At 59.0% G+C, this 17,920-nt stretch carries 13 protein-coding genes and 1 pseudogene; 13 read left to right on the top strand and 1 reads right to left on the bottom strand.

From position 1 onward, the window contains the following. The 6 genes from QNK41_RS03860 to QNK41_RS03835 all read left to right on the top strand — a co-directional run. On the top strand, window positions 1–2,987 hold a 2,987-nt coding region (locus QNK41_RS03860), incomplete at its 5' end, for a methyltransferase domain-containing protein (protein WP_319253937.1). 313 nt (window positions 2,988–3,300) lie between these two features. Beyond that, the gene (locus QNK41_RS03855) at window positions 3,301–4,074 is read left to right on the top strand and encodes a polysaccharide deacetylase family protein (protein ID WP_319253935.1); all 774 of its coding nucleotides are present in this window, start codon (window positions 3,301–3,303) and stop codon (window positions 4,072–4,074) included. Window positions 4,075–4,368: 294 nt separating this feature from the next. After that, window positions 4,369–5,211, top strand: coding sequence for a P-loop NTPase (locus tag QNK41_RS03850; RefSeq protein ID WP_413815116.1), 843 nt, complete (start codon window positions 4,369–4,371; stop codon window positions 5,209–5,211). 37 nt (window positions 5,212–5,248) lie between these two features. Then, the gene (locus tag QNK41_RS03845; protein WP_319253933.1) at window positions 5,249–5,911 is read left to right on the top strand and encodes a NifB/NifX family molybdenum-iron cluster-binding protein; all 663 of its coding nucleotides are present in this window, start codon (window positions 5,249–5,251) and stop codon (window positions 5,909–5,911) included. Window positions 5,912–5,933: 22 nt separating this feature from the next. Next, window positions 5,934–6,374, top strand: coding sequence for an iron-sulfur cluster assembly scaffold protein (locus QNK41_RS03840; RefSeq protein ID WP_319253930.1), 441 nt, complete (start codon window positions 5,934–5,936; stop codon window positions 6,372–6,374). Window positions 6,375–6,501: 127 nt separating this feature from the next. Next, window positions 6,502–7,431: a radical SAM protein gene (locus tag QNK41_RS03835; protein ID WP_319253928.1), complete on the top strand. Its 930-nt coding sequence runs from the start codon at window positions 6,502–6,504 to the stop codon at window positions 7,429–7,431. 32 nt (window positions 7,432–7,463) lie between these two features. On the opposite strand, the gene QNK41_RS03830 is transcribed toward QNK41_RS03835, so the two are convergent. Next, window positions 7,464–8,147 carry a class II aldolase/adducin family protein gene (locus QNK41_RS03830; RefSeq protein ID WP_319253926.1) on the bottom strand — a complete coding sequence of 228 codons (684 nt, stop codon included), beginning with the start codon at window positions 8,145–8,147 and terminating at the stop codon, window positions 7,464–7,466. Window positions 8,148–8,621: 474 nt separating this feature from the next. Between QNK41_RS03830 and QNK41_RS03825 the strand changes: the two genes are divergently transcribed. The 7 genes and pseudogenes from QNK41_RS03825 (at window position 8,622) to QNK41_RS03795 (ending at window position 17,584) form a co-directional block, all read left to right on the top strand. Then, window positions 8,622–11,507, top strand: coding sequence for an FAD-binding and (Fe-S)-binding domain-containing protein (locus QNK41_RS03825; RefSeq protein ID WP_319253924.1), 2,886 nt, complete (start codon window positions 8,622–8,624; stop codon window positions 11,505–11,507). Between the two features lie 33 nt (window positions 11,508–11,540). Then, window positions 11,541–12,731 (top strand): class I SAM-dependent rRNA methyltransferase, encoded by a 1,191-nt coding sequence (locus tag QNK41_RS03820; RefSeq protein ID WP_319253922.1) that lies wholly within the window; start codon window positions 11,541–11,543, stop codon window positions 12,729–12,731. 48 nt (window positions 12,732–12,779) lie between these two features. Next, entirely contained in the window at window positions 12,780–13,253 is a 474-nt protein-coding gene (locus QNK41_RS03815; RefSeq protein ID WP_319253920.1) for a C-GCAxxG-C-C family protein, read from the top strand. Then, entirely contained in the window at window positions 13,250–13,702 is a 453-nt protein-coding gene (locus QNK41_RS03810; protein ID WP_319253919.1) for a DUF302 domain-containing protein, read from the top strand. Before QNK41_RS03815 ends, QNK41_RS03810 begins: the two co-directional genes overlap by 4 nt. Window positions 13,703–14,023: 321 nt before the next feature. Next, window positions 14,024–14,986 carry an adenylate/guanylate cyclase domain-containing protein gene (locus tag QNK41_RS03805; protein WP_319253917.1) on the top strand — a complete coding sequence of 321 codons (963 nt, stop codon included), beginning with the start codon at window positions 14,024–14,026 and terminating at the stop codon, window positions 14,984–14,986. Window positions 14,987–15,280: 294 nt separating this feature from the next. Further along, window positions 15,281–16,555: pseudogene (locus tag QNK41_RS03800) on the top strand (NAD(P)/FAD-dependent oxidoreductase); the annotation flags it as partial. An 87-nt stretch (window positions 16,556–16,642) separates the two neighbouring features. Next, the gene (locus tag QNK41_RS03795) at window positions 16,643–17,584 is read left to right on the top strand and encodes a pentapeptide repeat-containing protein (protein ID WP_319253913.1); all 942 of its coding nucleotides are present in this window, start codon (window positions 16,643–16,645) and stop codon (window positions 17,582–17,584) included. Window positions 17,585–17,920: the final 336 nt, after the last annotated feature.

Genomic DNA, 17,920 nt, shown 5'->3' with positions numbered 1-17,920 from the left:
TCCTTGTCGGCACGGCAATGTTCTTGATTGCTTTCCAAAGGATCGCCATCGATACGGACATCGCGCGGTCCCTGCCCACGAATGATCCGGTCATTGCCGACGGCATCCACATCTTCGAAAAAAACCCCATCAAGGATCAGGTCGCCGTCGATATCGGTTCTGCAGGCGCGGACATGGCCGCTTTGCTGGCTGCTGCGGACATGGTCGAAGCCCGACTGATTCAGAGCGATCTGTTTGCGCAGGTAGGCAGCGGGCTCATGCAGCAGGGCCTGACCGATCTGGCAGACCAGGTCATCCGTCGCCTGCCGTTGCTGTTCACCGCCGGGGAACTGCAGCATCAGGTGGCTCCGCTGTTGTCCGACGAGGCGATCCGGCAAGCCCTGACCCGGGTCCGGGATGACCTCTACCAGATGGACGGCATCGGTCAGGCATCCTCCATGGCCGCCGACCCGCTGGGCCTGCGCCACATCGTCCTGGCCCGGCTGGCATCCTTGAACCCCGCTCCCGGCGCAACCATCCACCATGGTCGCATACGCTCCGCCGACCAGCACCACCTGCTGATCCTGGCCACCCCTGCCGGATCCGGCACAGACACGACCGTGGCCCGATCCTTGACCCGATTCTTCCAAAACCTGCAAACGGATCTTGAAGAAGATTTCGGCAGAGAAATCACCCTGACATCCACTGGTGCGTTCAGCGTCGCCCTGGACAACGAGACCATCATCAAACGCGACGTACAACGCGCTATCCTGTGGGCTACGGTGGGCATCGGCGTGCTGCTGCTGGCCGCCTTTTCCAATCCCGTTGTGGGACTCATGGCGCTGCTGCCGGCCCTGGCCGGAACGGTCATGGCTTTTTTCGTTTTCTCCCTGGTCCACGACAGCATCTCCATCATGGTACTGGGCTTCGGCGGTGCGATCATCTCCATCACCGTCGACCACGGCATCGCCTACATGCTTTTTGTGGACAACGGCGACGAAAGCGGCGGGCAGCAGGCCTCCCGGGAGATCCGGGCCGTCGGACTGCTGGCGGTGCTCACCTCCATCGGCGCCTTCAGCGTCCTGGCCTTCAGCGGGTTTAGCGTCTTCGAACAGCTGGGACAGTTCACGGCCATGGGTATCGGTTTTTCTTTCCTGTTCGTGCACAGCGCACTCCCCCGGCTCCTTAAGGGTCACCTGCACGCTGCGACGACCACCAGACGGCCTCTATCCAGGATCGTCGATCGTCTGGCGTCGACCGGCAAGTTTGGATTGGTGCTATGCCTGCTGACGGCGGCGGTACTGGCCGTCTTCATCCGACCCCATTTCAACACCGACCTGAGGGCCATGAACAGCGTCAGCCGGGAGACGCGTGCTGCCGATGAGTTGATGACCCGCGTCTGGGGTGATATTTTTTCCAGTGTCTACCTGATGACCGAGGCAGACGACCTGAATGCGCTGCAGGAAAAAAATGACCGCCTGCTGGCTCACTTGAATACCGAAGCCAATGCCGGCAGCATCGAAAAACCGGTGACGCCTTCCCTGTTCTTCCCGGGCAGCGCCACAAGTGCCGAAAATTTCAGTGCCTGGCAGCAGTTCTGGACGAATGCGCGCATCCGGGAAGTGACCAGGCAGTTTGTCCGGGAGGCAGAACCACTTGGCTTCACCTACAGCGCCTTCGCCCCGTTTCTGGAAATACTCGCCGGCGCCCCCCCCGACGTAATCGGTATCCCGGAACGGGTGCAGCCGATACTGGGCATCTCGACAGACCAGACCGATGGCATCTGGCGCCAGATCACCCGGATCAATCCCGCCAGGCGGTTCGACAGCCAGCGTTTTTACCATCGGATGTCCGATATTTGTGCCGTGTTCGACCCCGTCCTCTTTTCACAACGCATGGGGCAACTGCTGTTCGGCACGTTCATGAAAATGCTGTTGATCATCGGGGTCAGCCTGATCTTACTGCTGATGATTTTTTTCGTCGACGCGGGTCTGCTCGCCACCGCCTTGCTGCCACTGGCCTTCGCCTTTGTCTGCACACTGGGCACACTGGGCATCATGGGTCGCCCCCTGGACATCCCGGCATTGATGCTGTCGGTAATCATCCTGGGGATGGGCGTGGATTACACGCTGTTCATGCTGCGTGGCTACCAGCGCTACCAGCGCTTCGACCATCCCCATTTTTCGGTGGTCAGAACGGCGATCGTTATGGCTGCCGCCTCAACCCTGGTCGGCTTTGCCGTATTGCTGGGTGCCGACCACAACCTGTTGAAAAGTGCCGGATTGATCTCCTTTTTCGGTATCGGTTATTGCCTGGCCGGATCACTGCTCATCCTGCCGCCACTGTTGAAAAGGCGGTTCGAAGCCGCCCCTGCGAACACCGACGGCATCTGCTGGCGCTATCGGAACATGGAGCCCTACCCCAGACTGTTTGCACGGTACAAGCTACGCTTCGACCCGCTATTTAGCGAACTGAACACGCTGTTACCGCAAGGGAATAGCACAGCCAATATCCTCGATGTAGGCTGCGGCTATGGCGTACCCGCCTGCTGGCTGGCCGACCGATTCCCCGCTGCAACCATCCACGGCATCGAACCGGATGCGGATCGGGTGCGCGTGGCAGCCCTGGCCCTCGGCGACCGGGGCCGGATTCAGCAGGGGGCGGCCCCGGATCTTCCGCCCACTGACGTCTTGATCGACCTGGCGGTCATGCTGGACATGAGCCATTACCTGCAGGACTGGGAGCTGGAAAAAAATCTGGAGCGCATCCACGAGCGCCTGCTTCCCGGCGGCTGCCTGATCATGCGGTCGGTGATGCCGCCTTCCGCCCGGCCCCACTGGACCTGGTACCTGGAGCGACTCAAACTCAAAATCAACGGCGCCAACACCTGTTATCGGAACCAGGCTGCGATAAGCGCCATCCTCAACAAATGCGAATTCGAGGTCCATTCCAGCCAAACCTCCGGCATGCGCGGGGATATGCATTGGCATGTGGCCAAGCCCAAATAGTGACTGTCCATAAGTGGCATCTTTTGGCCCAGGCCTGTGTTCTCACGATGTTGGAATCCTCGACGTAGCGCTACTACGCCTCCGGTTTCAACATCGCTGCGGCCTTGGCTTGAACCAAAATCTACCACTTATGGACAGTCACCGAATGGCTCTTCCAACTGAAGGATGAAGGTTTATGATTTATGACTCCGGAACAAATGTGGTTTAGGCCGGTATTTTTTGATACTTTAATGAATTAACCTTTTTATAGGCAGCGATGACAACGCCACAAGCGACTACCAACCCAATTCACCGAAACCGGGCGTATTTTTCCATGGCCGAACGCACCGGCCTTCTGGCCTTTGCCGCCGCCATCCTTCTGGGGGCCGTCGATCTTCGCTTGGCCACGGTGCCCCTGAGCCTTTTCCTGATGCTTTGCGCCATGGCACCGTTTTTTCCCGAGGCCGGGTTCTTTTTCCCCGTGATCAGCCATGGAAATACGGGCAAGGCAGCGGTCGCCCTCACCTTCGACGATGGCCCGGACCCGGCCACCACACCCCTGCTGTTGGATCTGCTGGCCGAACAGCAGGTCCCGGCCACCTTTTTCGTCACCGGCCGGCGGGCAACACAATACCCACGGTTGATCCAGCAAATCGTCTCCCGGGGCCACACGGTGGGCAACCACTCCTTTCACCACAACCGTTACCGCATGTTCTGGCAATCGGCGCTGCTTCACCGTGAAATCGCCGACACCCAGGCCGCCCTGTCACGACTGGGCATCGTCCCTCTCGCCTTCCGGCCACCGGTGGGCATCACCTCGCCGTCCATGGACAAGGTGCTGACCGCAAATGGGCTTTATGTGGTGAACTTCAGCTGCCGGGCGTTCGACCGGGGCAACCGTCGCATCCGTCACCTTGCGGAAAACATCCTTGCCAAAGTCAGACCGGACGACATCGTACTGATGCACGATTCCGATGCCGGCAGTCCGGCGCGGGTCAGGCAATGGATCAGGGAAATCGAAAGGATACTGGCGGGTCTCTCCAAAAAAGGCTTAACGGCCGTCCCACTTGCCCATCTCACCGGACAGCCGGTGATGCGCAGGGAATGAGAACTGTTTTATGTTCAGTGTTGGACATTGACGGATTCGTAAAAAGTCCGATATCTGCGTTACGCTTCATCCTTCGTCACTGCGGCGTACCGTAAGTACGCCTCATTCCTCAGGATGGAACATGAATGTTCGCCGAAAGGATGGCGATCGATTTATTGTTCGCTCGCTCAAGCTCGCTATCGCGGCCCGCAAGCCTTGATCTCGGGCTTTTTACGAATCCGTCGGAAATGCGACTTTTTACGAGTTCATCAATTTTAATACTGAAGTAAATTTACCTAACATCGAGGCAATCCCATGAAAAACGCACCCAATGGTATCGGCATTATGGACAAACCACCGGAACCCAGCCCGGACGAGCAGGCCAGGCAGTCCCTGACCCGAATTAAAAATAAAATCATCGTCATGAGCGGAAAAGGCGGCGTCGGCAAATCCAGCGTCTCCGTCAACCTGGCCATTGCCCTGTCCGGAAAGGGGTCAACGGTCGGGCTGATGGATGTGGACGTTCACGGCCCCGACATCCCCAGGATGCTGGGGCTCACTGGAATGATGGCTGCCAACGCAAACAGGAAGCTGGATCCCATGCGATACTCCGACAACCTGTCGGCGGTGTCCATTGAATCGCTGATGCCCAACAAGGATGATGCGATCATCTGGCGCGGGCCGGTCAAGCACGGCGCCATCCGCCAGTTCATCGGCGAGGTGGAATGGGGGGACCTGGACTACCTGATCATTGATTCGCCCCCGGGAACCGGTGATGAACCCCTGACCGTGGCCCAGCTGATCAAAGACGCCCGTGCCATCATCGTAACCACTCCCCAGGAAGTCGCTCTGGCGGATGTGAGAAAATCCATCAATTTCTGCCGGACCGTCAACATGGAGATTCTCGGCCTGGTGGAGAATATGAGCAGCTATACCTGCCCCCACTGCGGAGAATCTATCGACATTTTCGGTTCCGGCGGTGGTGAACGCACGGCGGCGATGGCCGGGTTGAAGCTGCTGGGACGAATTCCCTTCGATCCCAACATCGTCCAATGCGGGGATACCGGCATCTCCTACCAGGAGCAATTCGCCGACACCCCGGCGACCCGGGTTTTTGAGGAAATCGCCGCACAGATCTTCCAGGCCACGCAAGGGTGATGGACACCCAGGAAATCAAAAAGAAGGAGCGCTTATAATGAAAGTCGCAATCAGTGCCGCCGGAAAAAATCTTGAATCAACCATCGACGAACGCTTTGGCCGATGCCGGTACTTCATCATCCTTGAAACGGATGACATGAGTTACGAAGTGATTGAAAACACCAATGCCGACCTGTCGACCAGTGCCGGCATCCAATCTGCCAGTCTGGTCTCATCCAAAGGCGTAGAAGCGGTCATTACCGGCAATTGCGGCCCCAAAGCCATGCAGGTTTTCGCCGCGACAACGATCGAGGTGATCATCGGTCAACACGGAATGATCAAAGACGTCCTCGAGAAGTTTAAAAGGGGCGACCTCAACCCATCGACCCGCGGGAACGTTCCCGGAAAGACCAGGATCGCCCAAACCGAATCAACTCCGGGCGTCGAAATGCCGGGTATGAACGTCGATGGCGGCCGGGGTATGGGCGGTGGTGGCGGCCGGGGTATGGGCGGCGGTGGCGGCCGGGGTATGGGCGGCGGTGGCGGCGGCCGGGGCATGGGCGGCCGATGCCGGAGTCTTTACGGTGCCGGGCCATCTGGTGTTCAAAACACGGCTGGGAATTTGTCAGGGGAACAGGAACTGGCGCAATTGCAGCAGCAGGCCGACGAATTGAAAAAACAGATAGACGCCATTCATTCTCGAATGAAAAGCCTGTCTTGAACATGAATGGAAACGATTCAATATGGCTGACAATTTTGATGCGTTTGTGGAAAACCTGCAGGAACAGATATTTGACGAGACTCGGGAAGCCTTCGGTGAAGCCGGTTTCCAGCGCTGGCGCAATCCGCTTTATCGCGGGCCTCTGGACGCCCCTGACGCACACGCACGGGTGAAGGGAACTTGCGGCGACACCATGCAGATATTTTTGAAATTCGAGAACGATCGCGTGTGTGATGCCGCCTACCTTACCGATGGTTGCGGATCGAGCACGGTATGCGGCTCCTTTGCCGCGGAAATGGCCATCGGCAAGAATCCCGATGAACTCATCGAGATCACCGGTGATGCCATCCTGGAAAAGCTCGGCAGATTTCCGGAAGAAGATCGGCATTGCGCGTTTCTCGCGGCCGAAACCCTTCAAGAAGCCTTGAACCGGTACATGGCCAAAACCATTAGGAACGTTTAGAACGTCTGGATCGTTGAAACAAACGGTTTGAATCGTTTAACCGGTTATATCGGTGAGGTAACTATTTCTCGACCGCACCATGGTCTTTTCAGACATCCTTAACGCTCTGGTTTCAAAGGGACCGTCCATGAAACAGCCCGACTACCATTATCTGTTCGGCCCAGTACCGTCTCGCCGTTTCGGGCGCTCGCTGGGCATTGACCTGACACCACATAAGACCTGCAGTCTGGACTGCGTTTTTTGCCAGTTGGGCAGAACCCCGCAGAAAACGCTTGAGAGGAAAGCCTACGTTAACACGACAGACGTCATCGATGAAATCAACCACTGGCTGCAAACCGATGGCGATGCCGATTACCTGACCCTCTCCGGGTCGGGCGAACCCACCCTGCATGCCGAGTTTGGCCGGGTGCTGGCCTTTCTTCACGATCAACCAATACCTTCGGCGCTGCTGACCAACGGGACCCTGCTCCATCTGCCGGACGTGCGCGAGGCTGCCGCTTTGGCCGATGTGGTCAAGGTGTCGCTGAGCGCCTGGGACCAGAAATCATTCGAATGGGTCAACCGCCCCCACGCCCAGCTTGAATTCGGATCATTGATCGATGGGCTGAAAGCGTTCCGCAGCGCTTTTAAGGGCCAGTTGTGGCTGGAGGTATTCCTGCTGTATGGCATCAACGCCATGACCAGGGATGTTGAAAAAATCGCCCGCCTGTCGCGGGAATTCATGCCCGACCGTGTTCATCTCAACACCGTCGCCCGGCCACCTGCCGAAGACTTTGCCGCCGCCGTGCCCATGGCGCAGTTAGAGGCGCTACGCGGTTTGTTCGATCCGCCGGCCCGGATTGCCGCCGGGTTCAGCAGCCAGCGTTCGAAAACGATCGAGGCCAATGAAGCAACCATTCTGGCCATGATCAGACGTCGGCCCTGTACGATCGAGCACATCGAATCGGCATTTGGCATGCACATCAACGAGGTATCCAAATACCTGGGACGGCTCATTAAAAAGGATCAGATCCGAACCGATCGGAAAAACAGAGCGGTCTATTACGCGGCCAGGTGAAGCGTATTGAATGTTCTTCTTTTTCACCTGCATCACTTCTCACTTTTCAACGATGCCGTCGGGTCAGTCAACTTGCGCAGTTCCCGGACCCGTTGGATGGTCTCGGCGGGCAGGGTCGTCACCGGCCTCCCGGTGGTCAGGGCATGGTAGTAGGCCTGGGCCGTCTTCTCCAGCAGTTCGGCGTGCTTCCACGCGTACTCCAGGGTCTTTCCCAGGTTCAGCGCGCCGTGGTTTTGCATGATGAAACAGTGGCAGCCGTTGACCACGGTCTGCCTGACGTTTTCCGCCAGTTCCGGAGTGCCGGAAAAGGCGTAGGGCACCACGCCCACGGTTTCGCCGATGGCCAGGGCGATCTCGTCGAAGAGGGCCGGGATGGGCTGGTTGATCAGGGCGAAAACGCTGGCGTAAGCCTGGTGGGTGTGGACCACGGCACCCACATCCGACCTGCTCTGATAGATGCCCACGTGCATGGCCGTTTCGATGGAGGGTGCCAGGTCGCCGTCGATGCGGTTCAGGTCGAAATCCACCACGCAGATCTCTTCCGCAGCCAGTTCCATGTATGGCTTTCCCGACGGGGTAATCACCAGTATCGGTTTATCGGGAATCCGCACGGACACATTGCCCCCGGCACTGAGCAGGGATCCGAAATAACCGTGCCGGCACAGCCACTGGCAGCAGTCGACGACATCCTTGCGGTCCTTATGGTACGGGTCCATCGCCTCTCCTTGTAGTCACCCTTCGGTTTTTTTCAAAATTAGTCCTCGCCAATCGTCAGAATTTTTGAACCCATCGTCTGAAAAACATCAAATCAATCATCCGCAGATTCCGTTGATTGGCTATTATACCATATCGGATTGAACCGCGATAGCGAGCGCATTCCCCGTCGCTTGTTGGCGCGAAGCAAAAATCCCGCTCATCGGGGTCGAAGCGAAGCGGAGATCCCGCCATCGCGGTCGGAGCGAAGCAGCGATCCCGCTCATAGGGGCCGCGGGGAGGGCTCAATTAAAAGAGCCGGGCCACCCCTTCAGTTCGTCTGCCTTTGAGGCGGACATCATTCAATCATTGCCAAACCACCTACCGTGAATTAGATTTTGTTTTAATCATCGCTGACGAATGGTCCAACCAGCATTTATGTTATCCCCGATAACTAACCGTGTCAGTCAAGAGCTGTTCACCAGGAGACAACACACATGCTCGACGCCGCATACCGCCTGTTTTACAACGATCTGAAGTCGTTCATCCCCGAATCCCGAATGGCCACGGACCCCTTGCGCACCCTGGCCTACGGCACCGACGCCAGTTTCTATCGGCTGACACCCAAGATCGTGGTCCGGGCGGACACCGAGGCCGAGGTATCCAGAATTCTTAGGCAAACCGGTGAACAACAAATCCCGGTCACCTTCCGGGCCGCAGGCACCAGCCTGTCCGGCCAGGCCATCAGCGATTCGGTGCTGCTGGTGGCCGGCGAATCCTGGCAGCAGTGGGAGGTCCTCGAAAACGGTCGGAAAATCCGGCTCCAACCGGGCATCATCGGCGCCCGGGCCAATGGCATCCTGGCCCCTTACGGACGCAAGATCGGCCCGGACCCGGCGTCGATCAACGCCGCCATGGTCGGCGGCATTGCCGCCAACAACGCCTCGGGCATGTGCTGCGGCACCGCCCAGAACAGCTACCAGACCGTGGACAGCATGCGTATCGTGCTGGCGGACGGCACCATTCTGGATACCGGCGATAACGGCAGCCGAAAGGCCTTCACAGCAACCCACGGCCGCATGCTGGACCGGCTGGACGAACTGGCCCGGCGGGTCAAGGCCGACTCGCCCCTGGCCGAACGGATCCGAAACAAATTCAAGATCAAGAACACCACCGGCTACAGCCTCAACGCCCTGGTGGACTACATCGACCCCTTCGACATCATCACCCACCTGATGATCGGCTCCGAGGGAACCCTGGCCTTTATCTCCCACATCGTCTACCGGACTGTGACCTCGCCACCCTTTAAAGCCACAGCCCTGATGATGTTTCCGCAAATCGAGGGGGCCTGTCGGACGGCACACCGGATGCAGGCCCTGCCAGTGGCTGCCGCTGAATTGATGGACCGGGCCTCCCTGGGCAGTGTGGAAGGAAAGGCAGGTATGCCGGCCATGATTCGTGGCGTCTCCCCCACCACCACCGCCCTGTTGGTGGAAACCCAGGCGGCTGATTTTGCCACCCTGTCGACCCATGTCCAGGCCATTGCCGACGCATTGGAAAAACGGGTGACGATGCGCACCACCGATGGCAGCCGAACCCACGAATGGCGATTGGAGGGGACTGACCTGGTCTTTCCGGCGGTTTTTACGGACCACGCCGTCCAGAGTGACGACCTGTGGAAGGTCCGCAAGGGCCTGCTGCCCTCCGTGGGTGCCGTGCGGGATCTGGGCACCACCGTGCTCATCGAGGATGTGGCCTTTCCCATACACAGCCTGGCCCCGGCCACCCTGGACCTGCAAGCTCTGTTTGACAAGCACGGTTACCGGGAGGCCATTATTTTCGGTCACGCCCTGGCCGGCAACCTGCATTTCGTCTTTTCACCCAATTTCGGTGATTCCGCAGAACTGGACCGCTATGCCCGCTTTATGGACGACATCGCCCACATGGTGGTGGACACCTATGACGGGTCGCTCAAGGCCGAGCACGGCACCGGCCGCAACATGGCCCCTTTTGTTGAAAAGGAGTGGGGCGGCAATGCCTATGGGCTGATGCAGGAGATCAAGACTATCTTCGATCCCGGGGGCCTGCTCAATCCCGGGGTCATTCTCAATCCTAACCCGACGGTTCACCTGGAGAATCTCAAGCCCCTGCCGCCGGCCGATCCGCTGATCGACGCGTGCATGGAATGCGGTTTCTGCGAATGCCACTGCCCATCGCGCAACCTGAGCCTGACCCCCCGCCAACGTATCGTGATCCAGCGGGAGATCGCCCGGCTCACCGCCTCCGGAGACGATGCGGCCCGGCTGGCAGAACTCAAAAAGGGGTACGGTTGGCAAGGTGAAGCCACCTGCGCCGCGGACGGCCTTTGCGGGGTGGCCTGCCCCGTGGACGTGGACACCGGCAAATTCACCAAAACCTTTCGCTCGCGGATGGTCAAAGGCCAGCCCTACCAGTGGCTGGCCGACCGGGCTGCCGAGCATTTCGGCCCGCTGACCGCCGGAATCCGGGCTGGGCTCAGAGCCGTCGACGGGCTGCACCGCGTCATCGGGACCGAAGCCATGAACCGCCTGGCCGGTTCTCTGAGGCGCCTGTCCGGCAACCGCCTGCCGGTCTGGCTGCCGTCACTGCCCACGGCGGCAGCGCCTCCCCGGCCCCAGCCCACGGGTAAGGGAGAACGGGCGGTGGTCTATTTTCCGGCCTGTGTCAGCCGGACCATGGGACCCGCAGTGGGCGACCCGCTGGTCGACCCGCTGTATGTGGTCACGGAAAGGGTGCTGCGCCGGGCCGGCTACCGGGTGATCTATCCCGAACAAATGGAGGGCCTGTGCTGCGGCCTTCCCTTCGAGAGCAAGGGATTCTTCAATCAGGCCGACCGCAAATCCGAAGCCTTGGAAAAAGTATTGCTGGCGACCTCCGACAACGGCCGTCTGCCCGTGCTGTGCGATACCAGCCCTTGCCTTGAACGTATGCGGCGCACATTCGGGCCGCGGTTGACCCTCTTTGAGCCGGTGGAATTTACCGCCACGCATCTGTTGAATCGGCTGACTTTCACCCGAACCGTCGATCCGGTGGCACTGCACATCACCTGCAGTGCACGGAAAATGGGTCTGGACAACGCCTTTACGGCCGTAGCCAACGCCTGTGCCGAAACGGTGGTGGTCCCCTATGGCATCGAATGCTGCGGGTTTGCCGGAGACCGGGGTTTCAACGTGCCGGAACTCAACACCGCGGCTCTTTCCGGTTTGAAGTCTGCCGTTGCCGGCTGCACGGCCGGCTATGCCAACAGCCGCACCTGTGAAATCGGGCTGTCCCATCACAGCGGCATCCCCTATCGATCCATCATGGCCCTGGTGGATCAGTGCACAAAGGGATCAGATGTCTGATGACCGAGAACTGAAGACCGAGGAAAATCACGTATGCCGTCAATCACCCTGAAGCCCAAACGGGAAAAATCACTCCTCAACCACCACCCCTGGGTATTCTCCGGTGCCATCTCGCGTGTTGACGGGCAGCCCCGTCCGGGAGATACCGTTGATGTATTCGCCGGTAACGGGCGGTGGCTGGCCCGGGGGGCCTATTCGCCCCAATCCCAGATCCGCGTCCGCGTCTGGTCCTTCGACCAGGGGGAAGCGATAGATCCGCTCTTTTTCCAGACGCGGTTGCGACAGGCACTGGGCCTTCGCCGTCAAATCCTGGCGGACGCAGACACCAATGCCTGCAGGCTCGTATGCGGGGAATCGGACGGATTGCCCGGATTGATTGTCGACCGCTACGACCATTGGGTAGTTGGCCAGTTTCTCAGCGCCGGAACCGAACGTTGGAAATCGATCATCGTTGAATGCCTCGACGATCTCGTGCCCGGCCTGCTCGGGATCTACGAGCGCTCGGATGTGGATATCCGTAAAAAAGAGGGGCTGGCCCTGGCCACCGGTCGCCTCTCCGGGGCGGAGCCGCCCGATACGGTCGACATCCAAGAAAACAGCTGTCGCTACCGGGTAGACCTCAAAGGCGGACATAAAACCGGCTTTTACCTGGATCAGCGCGATAACCGGGCCTGTGTGGCCGCCTATGCCCGGGGTGCGGACATGCTCAACTGCTTCGCCTATACCGGCGGGTTTGCCGTGGCTGCTCTCAAGGCCGGCGCAGCCCATGTGATCAACGTCGACGCTTCGGCCACCGCCCTGGAAATGTCCCGCACCCATGTGGCGCTGAACGAGCTCGACAGCGCACGGGTGGACCACGTGACCGGCGATGTGTTCAGCCTGCTTCGACGGTACCACACCGACGGACGGACCTTTGATGTGGTTGTGCTCGACCCACCGAAATTTGTTAACGCCAAAGGCGATTTGATGCGGGCCAGCCGGGGTTATAAGGACATCAGTCGGTTGGCATTTGAACTGCTGCGGCCCGGCGGTACCCTGTTCACCTTCTCCTGCTCCGGCCTGATGGGACGTGACCTGTTTCAGAAAATCGTGGCCGACGCCGCGCTGGATGCCGGCCGCCAGGCGGTGATTTTGCAGTGGCTGAGCCAAGCGCCGGATCACCCAACGGCGTTGAATTTCCCCGAGGGCAGCTACCTCAAGGGACTGGTGTGCCGGGTGGTTTAACGGATCAGCCCAAAGGCTGGAAGCTTTTCGTGCAAAAAGGACGCTCATATGTCTATTGACGATGTTGCCCGCCAAAGCGGCGTCTATTTCGACGAGGGTTACTACTGCGCGGAAAGCGTATTGCTGGCCGTCTGCAACCACTATGGCATTCAATCCAGATGGATTCCGAAAATCGCCACGGGGTTTTGCAGCGGCATTGCCAGAACCGGCGGTATATGTGGGGCCTTCACCGGTGCCGTCATGGCCGTCAACCTGTTTACGGGACGGGAGACGCCCACGGATTCGCTGGAGACAAACTACCGGGCCGTAAACCATCTTGAGCACCTTTTCAAGGCCAATTTCGGTTCAACCGCCTGCCCCGAGCTGATCGGCTGCCGTTTAGATACCCGGGATGGCCAACGGCAGTTTAGGCAGGACAATCTGATCGTCAAGTGCCGGCATTTCACCGTGGAAGCCGCCGCCATCGCCATGCAGGTGATTTCGGCATTGGTAGAAAAAGAAAAAAAGGAGATATCCCAATGAAAAAAACCATTCTCATCCTTCTGTTAACGGTTTTCGTGGCCGGTCCGGCCGCCGCCCAGGGCGGGCTAGTCAGTGTAAAAAGCAGCCATGACGTGGTGACCACCGCCAACCGTCTGGAAAGCGCCCTGAAAGAAAAGGGCGTCACCGTGTTTGCACGGATCGACCATGCCGCTGGCGCCCAGCGCGTCGGCCAGACGTTGAAGCCCACCCTGCTGATCATCTTCGGCAGCCCGGCCATGGGAACACCGCTGATTCAGCGAAGCCGGTCCATAGGTATCGACCTGCCGTTGAAAGCCCTGATCTGGGAAGACAAAGCCGGTGAGGTCTGGTTCACCTACAACGCCCCGGACTACCTGGCCCGCCGTCACGGAATCACCGAGATGGACGAAACCATTCTGAAAATGGAGCAGGCCTTGTCAAATTTCGCCATGGCGGCCACGCTGCCCTGAGATGGTCGACCGGCATCCCCATCTCGAACTACCGGATTCCTTCCAGGTTGATCGTTCGGACGGGTTAATTTTCTTAAATAGAAGAATGCTACTAAATAAGAAAAAGACTTAACCCAATCATTTTGCCCGTTGCCGCACACCTGTCAATATGCTAAGAATAGGATACTTTTCCGGCGCTTATCTCTCAACCGCAACCGCCCGATTCGTTCCGGGCCATCGTTGCCGCCGAATCCTTTTCAACATGGAGCTGATCCGAATGGTACAGGCAATCCATTGGGGAGTGACATGCAGCCGGCCGTCCATGAGGCTTAAAAGACCAAGATGCCATCCGACGTTCTGACACCCGATCCCAGCCCCAACCTGCAATGGCAGGACGAACACGGCGTGCCCCACCGCCTCGCGCTGACCGACAAAATATTCCTCGGCCGCGTCTGCCGAGGTATTGAACAGAATAAATGCATCCTCGTCCAAAATCCAATGGTTTCCAGGGACCATGCCGTAGTTCGGCTGACCCGCCACGGTGTCGAAATCACCGATATGAGTAAAAACGGAACCTGGATCAACGGCGTCCGAATGGCGCCCGGTGCCTCCCGGCGGCTTGAAGATGGGGATCACATTTCCCTGGGCGGCACATCCATCCGTATCTCCTGCCCGGAGCTGGCCGCCCAGCGGGAAGATGAAATCTGGATGGAACAGACCGCCATCCGACCGTCTGCGGTCTGCATCACCAGCCTCGTCGCCGATGTGCGGGGGTTCTCCGCGTTTTCCCAGAAGACCGATTCGGCGCTGGTCTACACCCTCATCAAAGCGATCTTCTCACGATTCAGCACCATCGTAAACGAGCACCAGGGTACAGTCAAAGATTATGCCGGTGATGCGGTTTTCGCCTTCTGGGAGCACCCCGACGGGTTTTCCACCGACCATGCGCTGGCAGCCTGTCAGGCCGCCATCAGCCAGCTGCGCAGCGTTCCGGAAATCCACCGGCAACTGACGGACCGGGGGTTTTCGATGCCCCCCCCAGTGCTGGGCTGGGGGTTGACCACCGGCCAGGTTACCCTTTCCCACTACGGGTCCCGCTCCGCCGGTATGGCCTTGGTGGGAGATTGCATCAACCTGGCATTCCGCCTCTCCTCCATGGCCAACAAATCCCTTCCCGCACCGATTGTCTTGTGCCGGGAAACGGCATCGTGGGTGACGCAGGAATTGCCGCTCACGGACCTGGGAGACCAGGAGATTCGAGGCCGAACCGGACAGGAGCACCTTTTCGGCATCCAGCTGGAATGAGCATCCTACATCACGGATGACCTCGAGACATTTTCGGATATTTCGTCGCCGGAATCATCACCACTGATTGAACCCTCCCCGCGGCCCCGATGAGCGGGACCTCTGCTTCGCTCCGACAAGCCGCGGGGAATACGCTCGCTATCGCGGTTCGCATCCGTTGCGATGATCTGGACCTGAAACGCCACGTCAACAATACCCGCATCATCACCATCCATGGCGAATCGATATTTCAATTCATCTCCGCTTTGGTTATAACAGACTCATGGGGACAATCGGCGCTTTCATAATTTAAAGGAGTGGTTCGACGTGAACAATAGCACATCCGATCATAGCGACATCCTGGTGGTAGGCGGCGGCGTCATCGGTCTGGCCTGCGCCTATTACCTGGCCCGGGCCGGACAATCGGTCCGCATCATCGAACAGGAGAGCATGGGTGCAGGCGCCTCCCACGGCAACTGCGGACTGATCTTCGTCAGCGACCTGCCCCCCCTGTGCGCCCCAGGCGCCATCGGCCATGAGCTAATCCGCACCCTCCGGGGCACATCACCCCTTTATATTAAACCGCGGCCGGACCTTTCCCTGGCCCTCTGGCTGCTTCGTTTTGCCGCCAACTGCAACCGGCGGCATCTGAAGCACGCCATCAAGGCCCGGGATGCGATCCTGCGGGTTTCGGGAGAACTCTTCAGCGACCTTTTTGCCGACGAGGATCTGGCCTGCGATTTCGAACAACGCGGGCTGCTCATGGCCTTTACCGACCCGGCGACCATGCGCGGCTATAAAAAAACCAACCGCCTGCTGGAACCCTTCGGTCTGGCCGCAACCTTTTATGATCGAGAAGCAATCCGGCAGATTGAGCCGGCCTTGAACGAGCGGGTCTGCGGGGGATGGCACCATCGGGCGGACAGCCACCTGAGGCCGGAGATGCTAATGACCGCCTGGACCCGGGCAGTCAGGGACAGGGGTGTGCGCATCGATGAAGACTGCCGGCTGGAGCGCCTCGACACTCGAAATGGGGTGATAAGCGCTGCGCTGACCAGCACCGGCCGTTTTACGGCGGACCATTTCATCCTGGCCGCCGGCGCCTGGACAACGGCCATTGGTCGCCAACTGGGTGTGCGTATCCCCGTCCAGCCGGGAAAGGGATACAGCATCACCATGGACCGTCCGGCCGTCTGCCCCACTATGCCCTGCTACCTGGTCGAAAGGAACACCGTCGTTACGCCGTGGCAGAGCGGCTATCGCCTTGGCGGCACCATGGAATTTTCCGGTTTTGACGACCAATTGAACGAACGGCGCCTGAGCAATCTGGAAACATCGGCTGCGTTATACTTAAAAACACCACTGGGCCGGCGGGTGACCGAGCGATGGACCAGCCTGCGGCCCATGAGTGTGGACGATCTGCCCATCATCGACCGCGTGCCCCAATTGGGCAATCTTTTTATCGCCACCGGCCACGGCATGCTGGGGCTCTCCACCGCAACAGGGACCGGCCGGCTCGTCGCGGACATGATTCTGGGCAGGCGTCCGCCCTTTGATCCCCTACCCTTTTCAATCAGGCGATTCGGCTGATGGGCGATGGTGAAAGGTCATAGGGATGGCTGCCGGCCCTTACGCCGGACCTTCAGCATCATCGACGGGCAGCGATAGGCAATGGCGATGTCTCCAACGCGTAAAACAACCCTGATGGTCATCGGTGCAGGGCTGGCCCTGCTGGTGCTCTTTGGCATGCTTGGCCGACAGCTCAGACCTGAAAGCATACGCGAGCGGCTTGAAGTCAAACGGACCTGCCGACTCTGTGACCTGAGCGGGATGGATTTGAGGGGAGCCGATCTGAGCGGTGCCGATCTCATCGGCGCCATATTCAAGGAGACGGATCTGAGCGGTGCAGTACTGAAGGATGCGGATCTGACCCATGCCGATGTCAGATACGCCCAAATTCAGAATGCCTTACTGGACGGGGCCACCTGGGTCAACGGCCAGACGTGTGGACCGGATTCGATCGGACGCTGCCTGACAGCCGATACCGCCGCCCTGATCGCTTCCCGCCAATGCCCGGATTGCAACCTTAAGGCCGCCACGCTGGCGTCGCTGGACCTTCAGGGCGCTTTTCTGAAAGGGGCAAACCTGTCGCGGGCGTCACTTTCTCACGCAAGCCTCTCCGGTTCCGACCTGACGCGGGCCAACCTGAGCCGGGCGGTAGCCCGGCAAACCGATTTTCAAAAATGCCTCCTGCTTGAAGTGGATTTCACCGAAGCCGACCTGGCCGGGAGTGACTTTTCCGATGCCTACCTGAGAGACAGCCTCATGGTCAATACCATCCTGACAAATGGGGTTTTTGAAAAGGCGGATCTTCGGCAGGCGGTTCTTCACGGTGCCATGCTGACTGGCACGCGCCTGACGGGTGCCGACCTGTCCGGCGTCAGCCTGAAAATGGCCGACCTGTCCGGGGCTGACTTTACCGGCGCCCACCTGGATGGCGCCAACCTGGTGGGCGCCGTCATCAAGGGGACGATTTTTTCCGACGCCTACCTGGTAGGCGCAATCTGGGTCAATGGCAAACGCTGCGAAACCGGCTCCATCGGCCGGTGCGTGCAGTAAAATAGCTGATCAGCTGTTAAGCCGGTTCGTTTGGAGCGTTAAGATCGTTTAGAACGAGAACAAACCGTTTACGGTTACCGGTTGACGGTTAAGGAACGGGTTTGATGGGTTGATTGGTTCCTTGTAACGCTATCAACGCGATCTGTGAACCGTCAACCGTCAACCGGTCACCGTGAACCGTTTTCTTTCAGCTTTTCTGCTTTAAGCTATTCACTGCTTCTTCCCCGCCAGCGACTTGACCCCCATAGTGTTGATCAGCTGGTTGATATCGGTGGTTTTCAGGTTCATCCCGCCTTCGGAGACAGGCAGGAGCATGATCTTTTTATTCTGCAGGGC

It is taken from the genome of Desulfosarcina sp., from assembly GCF_033791525.1.
Lineage (GTDB): Bacteria > Desulfobacterota > Desulfobacteria > Desulfobacterales > Desulfosarcinaceae > Desulfosarcina.
This window is presented reverse-complemented; position numbering and strand designations above follow the sequence as displayed.

Coding starts and splice junctions, on each gene's coding strand:
- QNK41_RS03810 (WP_319253919.1), top strand. CDS start 13,250: ATGAAAAAAACCATTCTCATCCTTCTGTTAACGGTTTTCGTGGCCGGT.
- QNK41_RS03835 (WP_319253928.1), top strand. CDS start 6,502: ATGAAACAGCCCGACTACCATTATCTGTTCGGCCCAGTACCGTCTCGC.
- QNK41_RS03795 (WP_319253913.1), top strand. CDS start 16,643: ATGTCTCCAACGCGTAAAACAACCCTGATGGTCATCGGTGCAGGGCTG.
- QNK41_RS03830 (WP_319253926.1), bottom strand. CDS start 8,147: ATGGACCCGTACCATAAGGACCGCAAGGATGTCGTCGACTGCTGCCAG.
- QNK41_RS03805 (WP_319253917.1), top strand. CDS start 14,024: ATGCCATCCGACGTTCTGACACCCGATCCCAGCCCCAACCTGCAATGG.
- QNK41_RS03815 (WP_319253920.1), top strand. CDS start 12,780: ATGTCTATTGACGATGTTGCCCGCCAAAGCGGCGTCTATTTCGACGAG.
- QNK41_RS03840 (WP_319253930.1), top strand. CDS start 5,934: ATGGCTGACAATTTTGATGCGTTTGTGGAAAACCTGCAGGAACAGATA.
- QNK41_RS03820 (WP_319253922.1), top strand. CDS start 11,541: ATGCCGTCAATCACCCTGAAGCCCAAACGGGAAAAATCACTCCTCAAC.
- QNK41_RS03850 (WP_413815116.1), top strand. CDS start 4,369: ATGAAAAACGCACCCAATGGTATCGGCATTATGGACAAACCACCGGAA.
- QNK41_RS03825 (WP_319253924.1), top strand. CDS start 8,622: ATGCTCGACGCCGCATACCGCCTGTTTTACAACGATCTGAAGTCGTTC.
- QNK41_RS03845 (WP_319253933.1), top strand. CDS start 5,249: ATGAAAGTCGCAATCAGTGCCGCCGGAAAAAATCTTGAATCAACCATC.
- QNK41_RS03855 (WP_319253935.1), top strand. CDS start 3,301: ATGGCCGAACGCACCGGCCTTCTGGCCTTTGCCGCCGCCATCCTTCTG.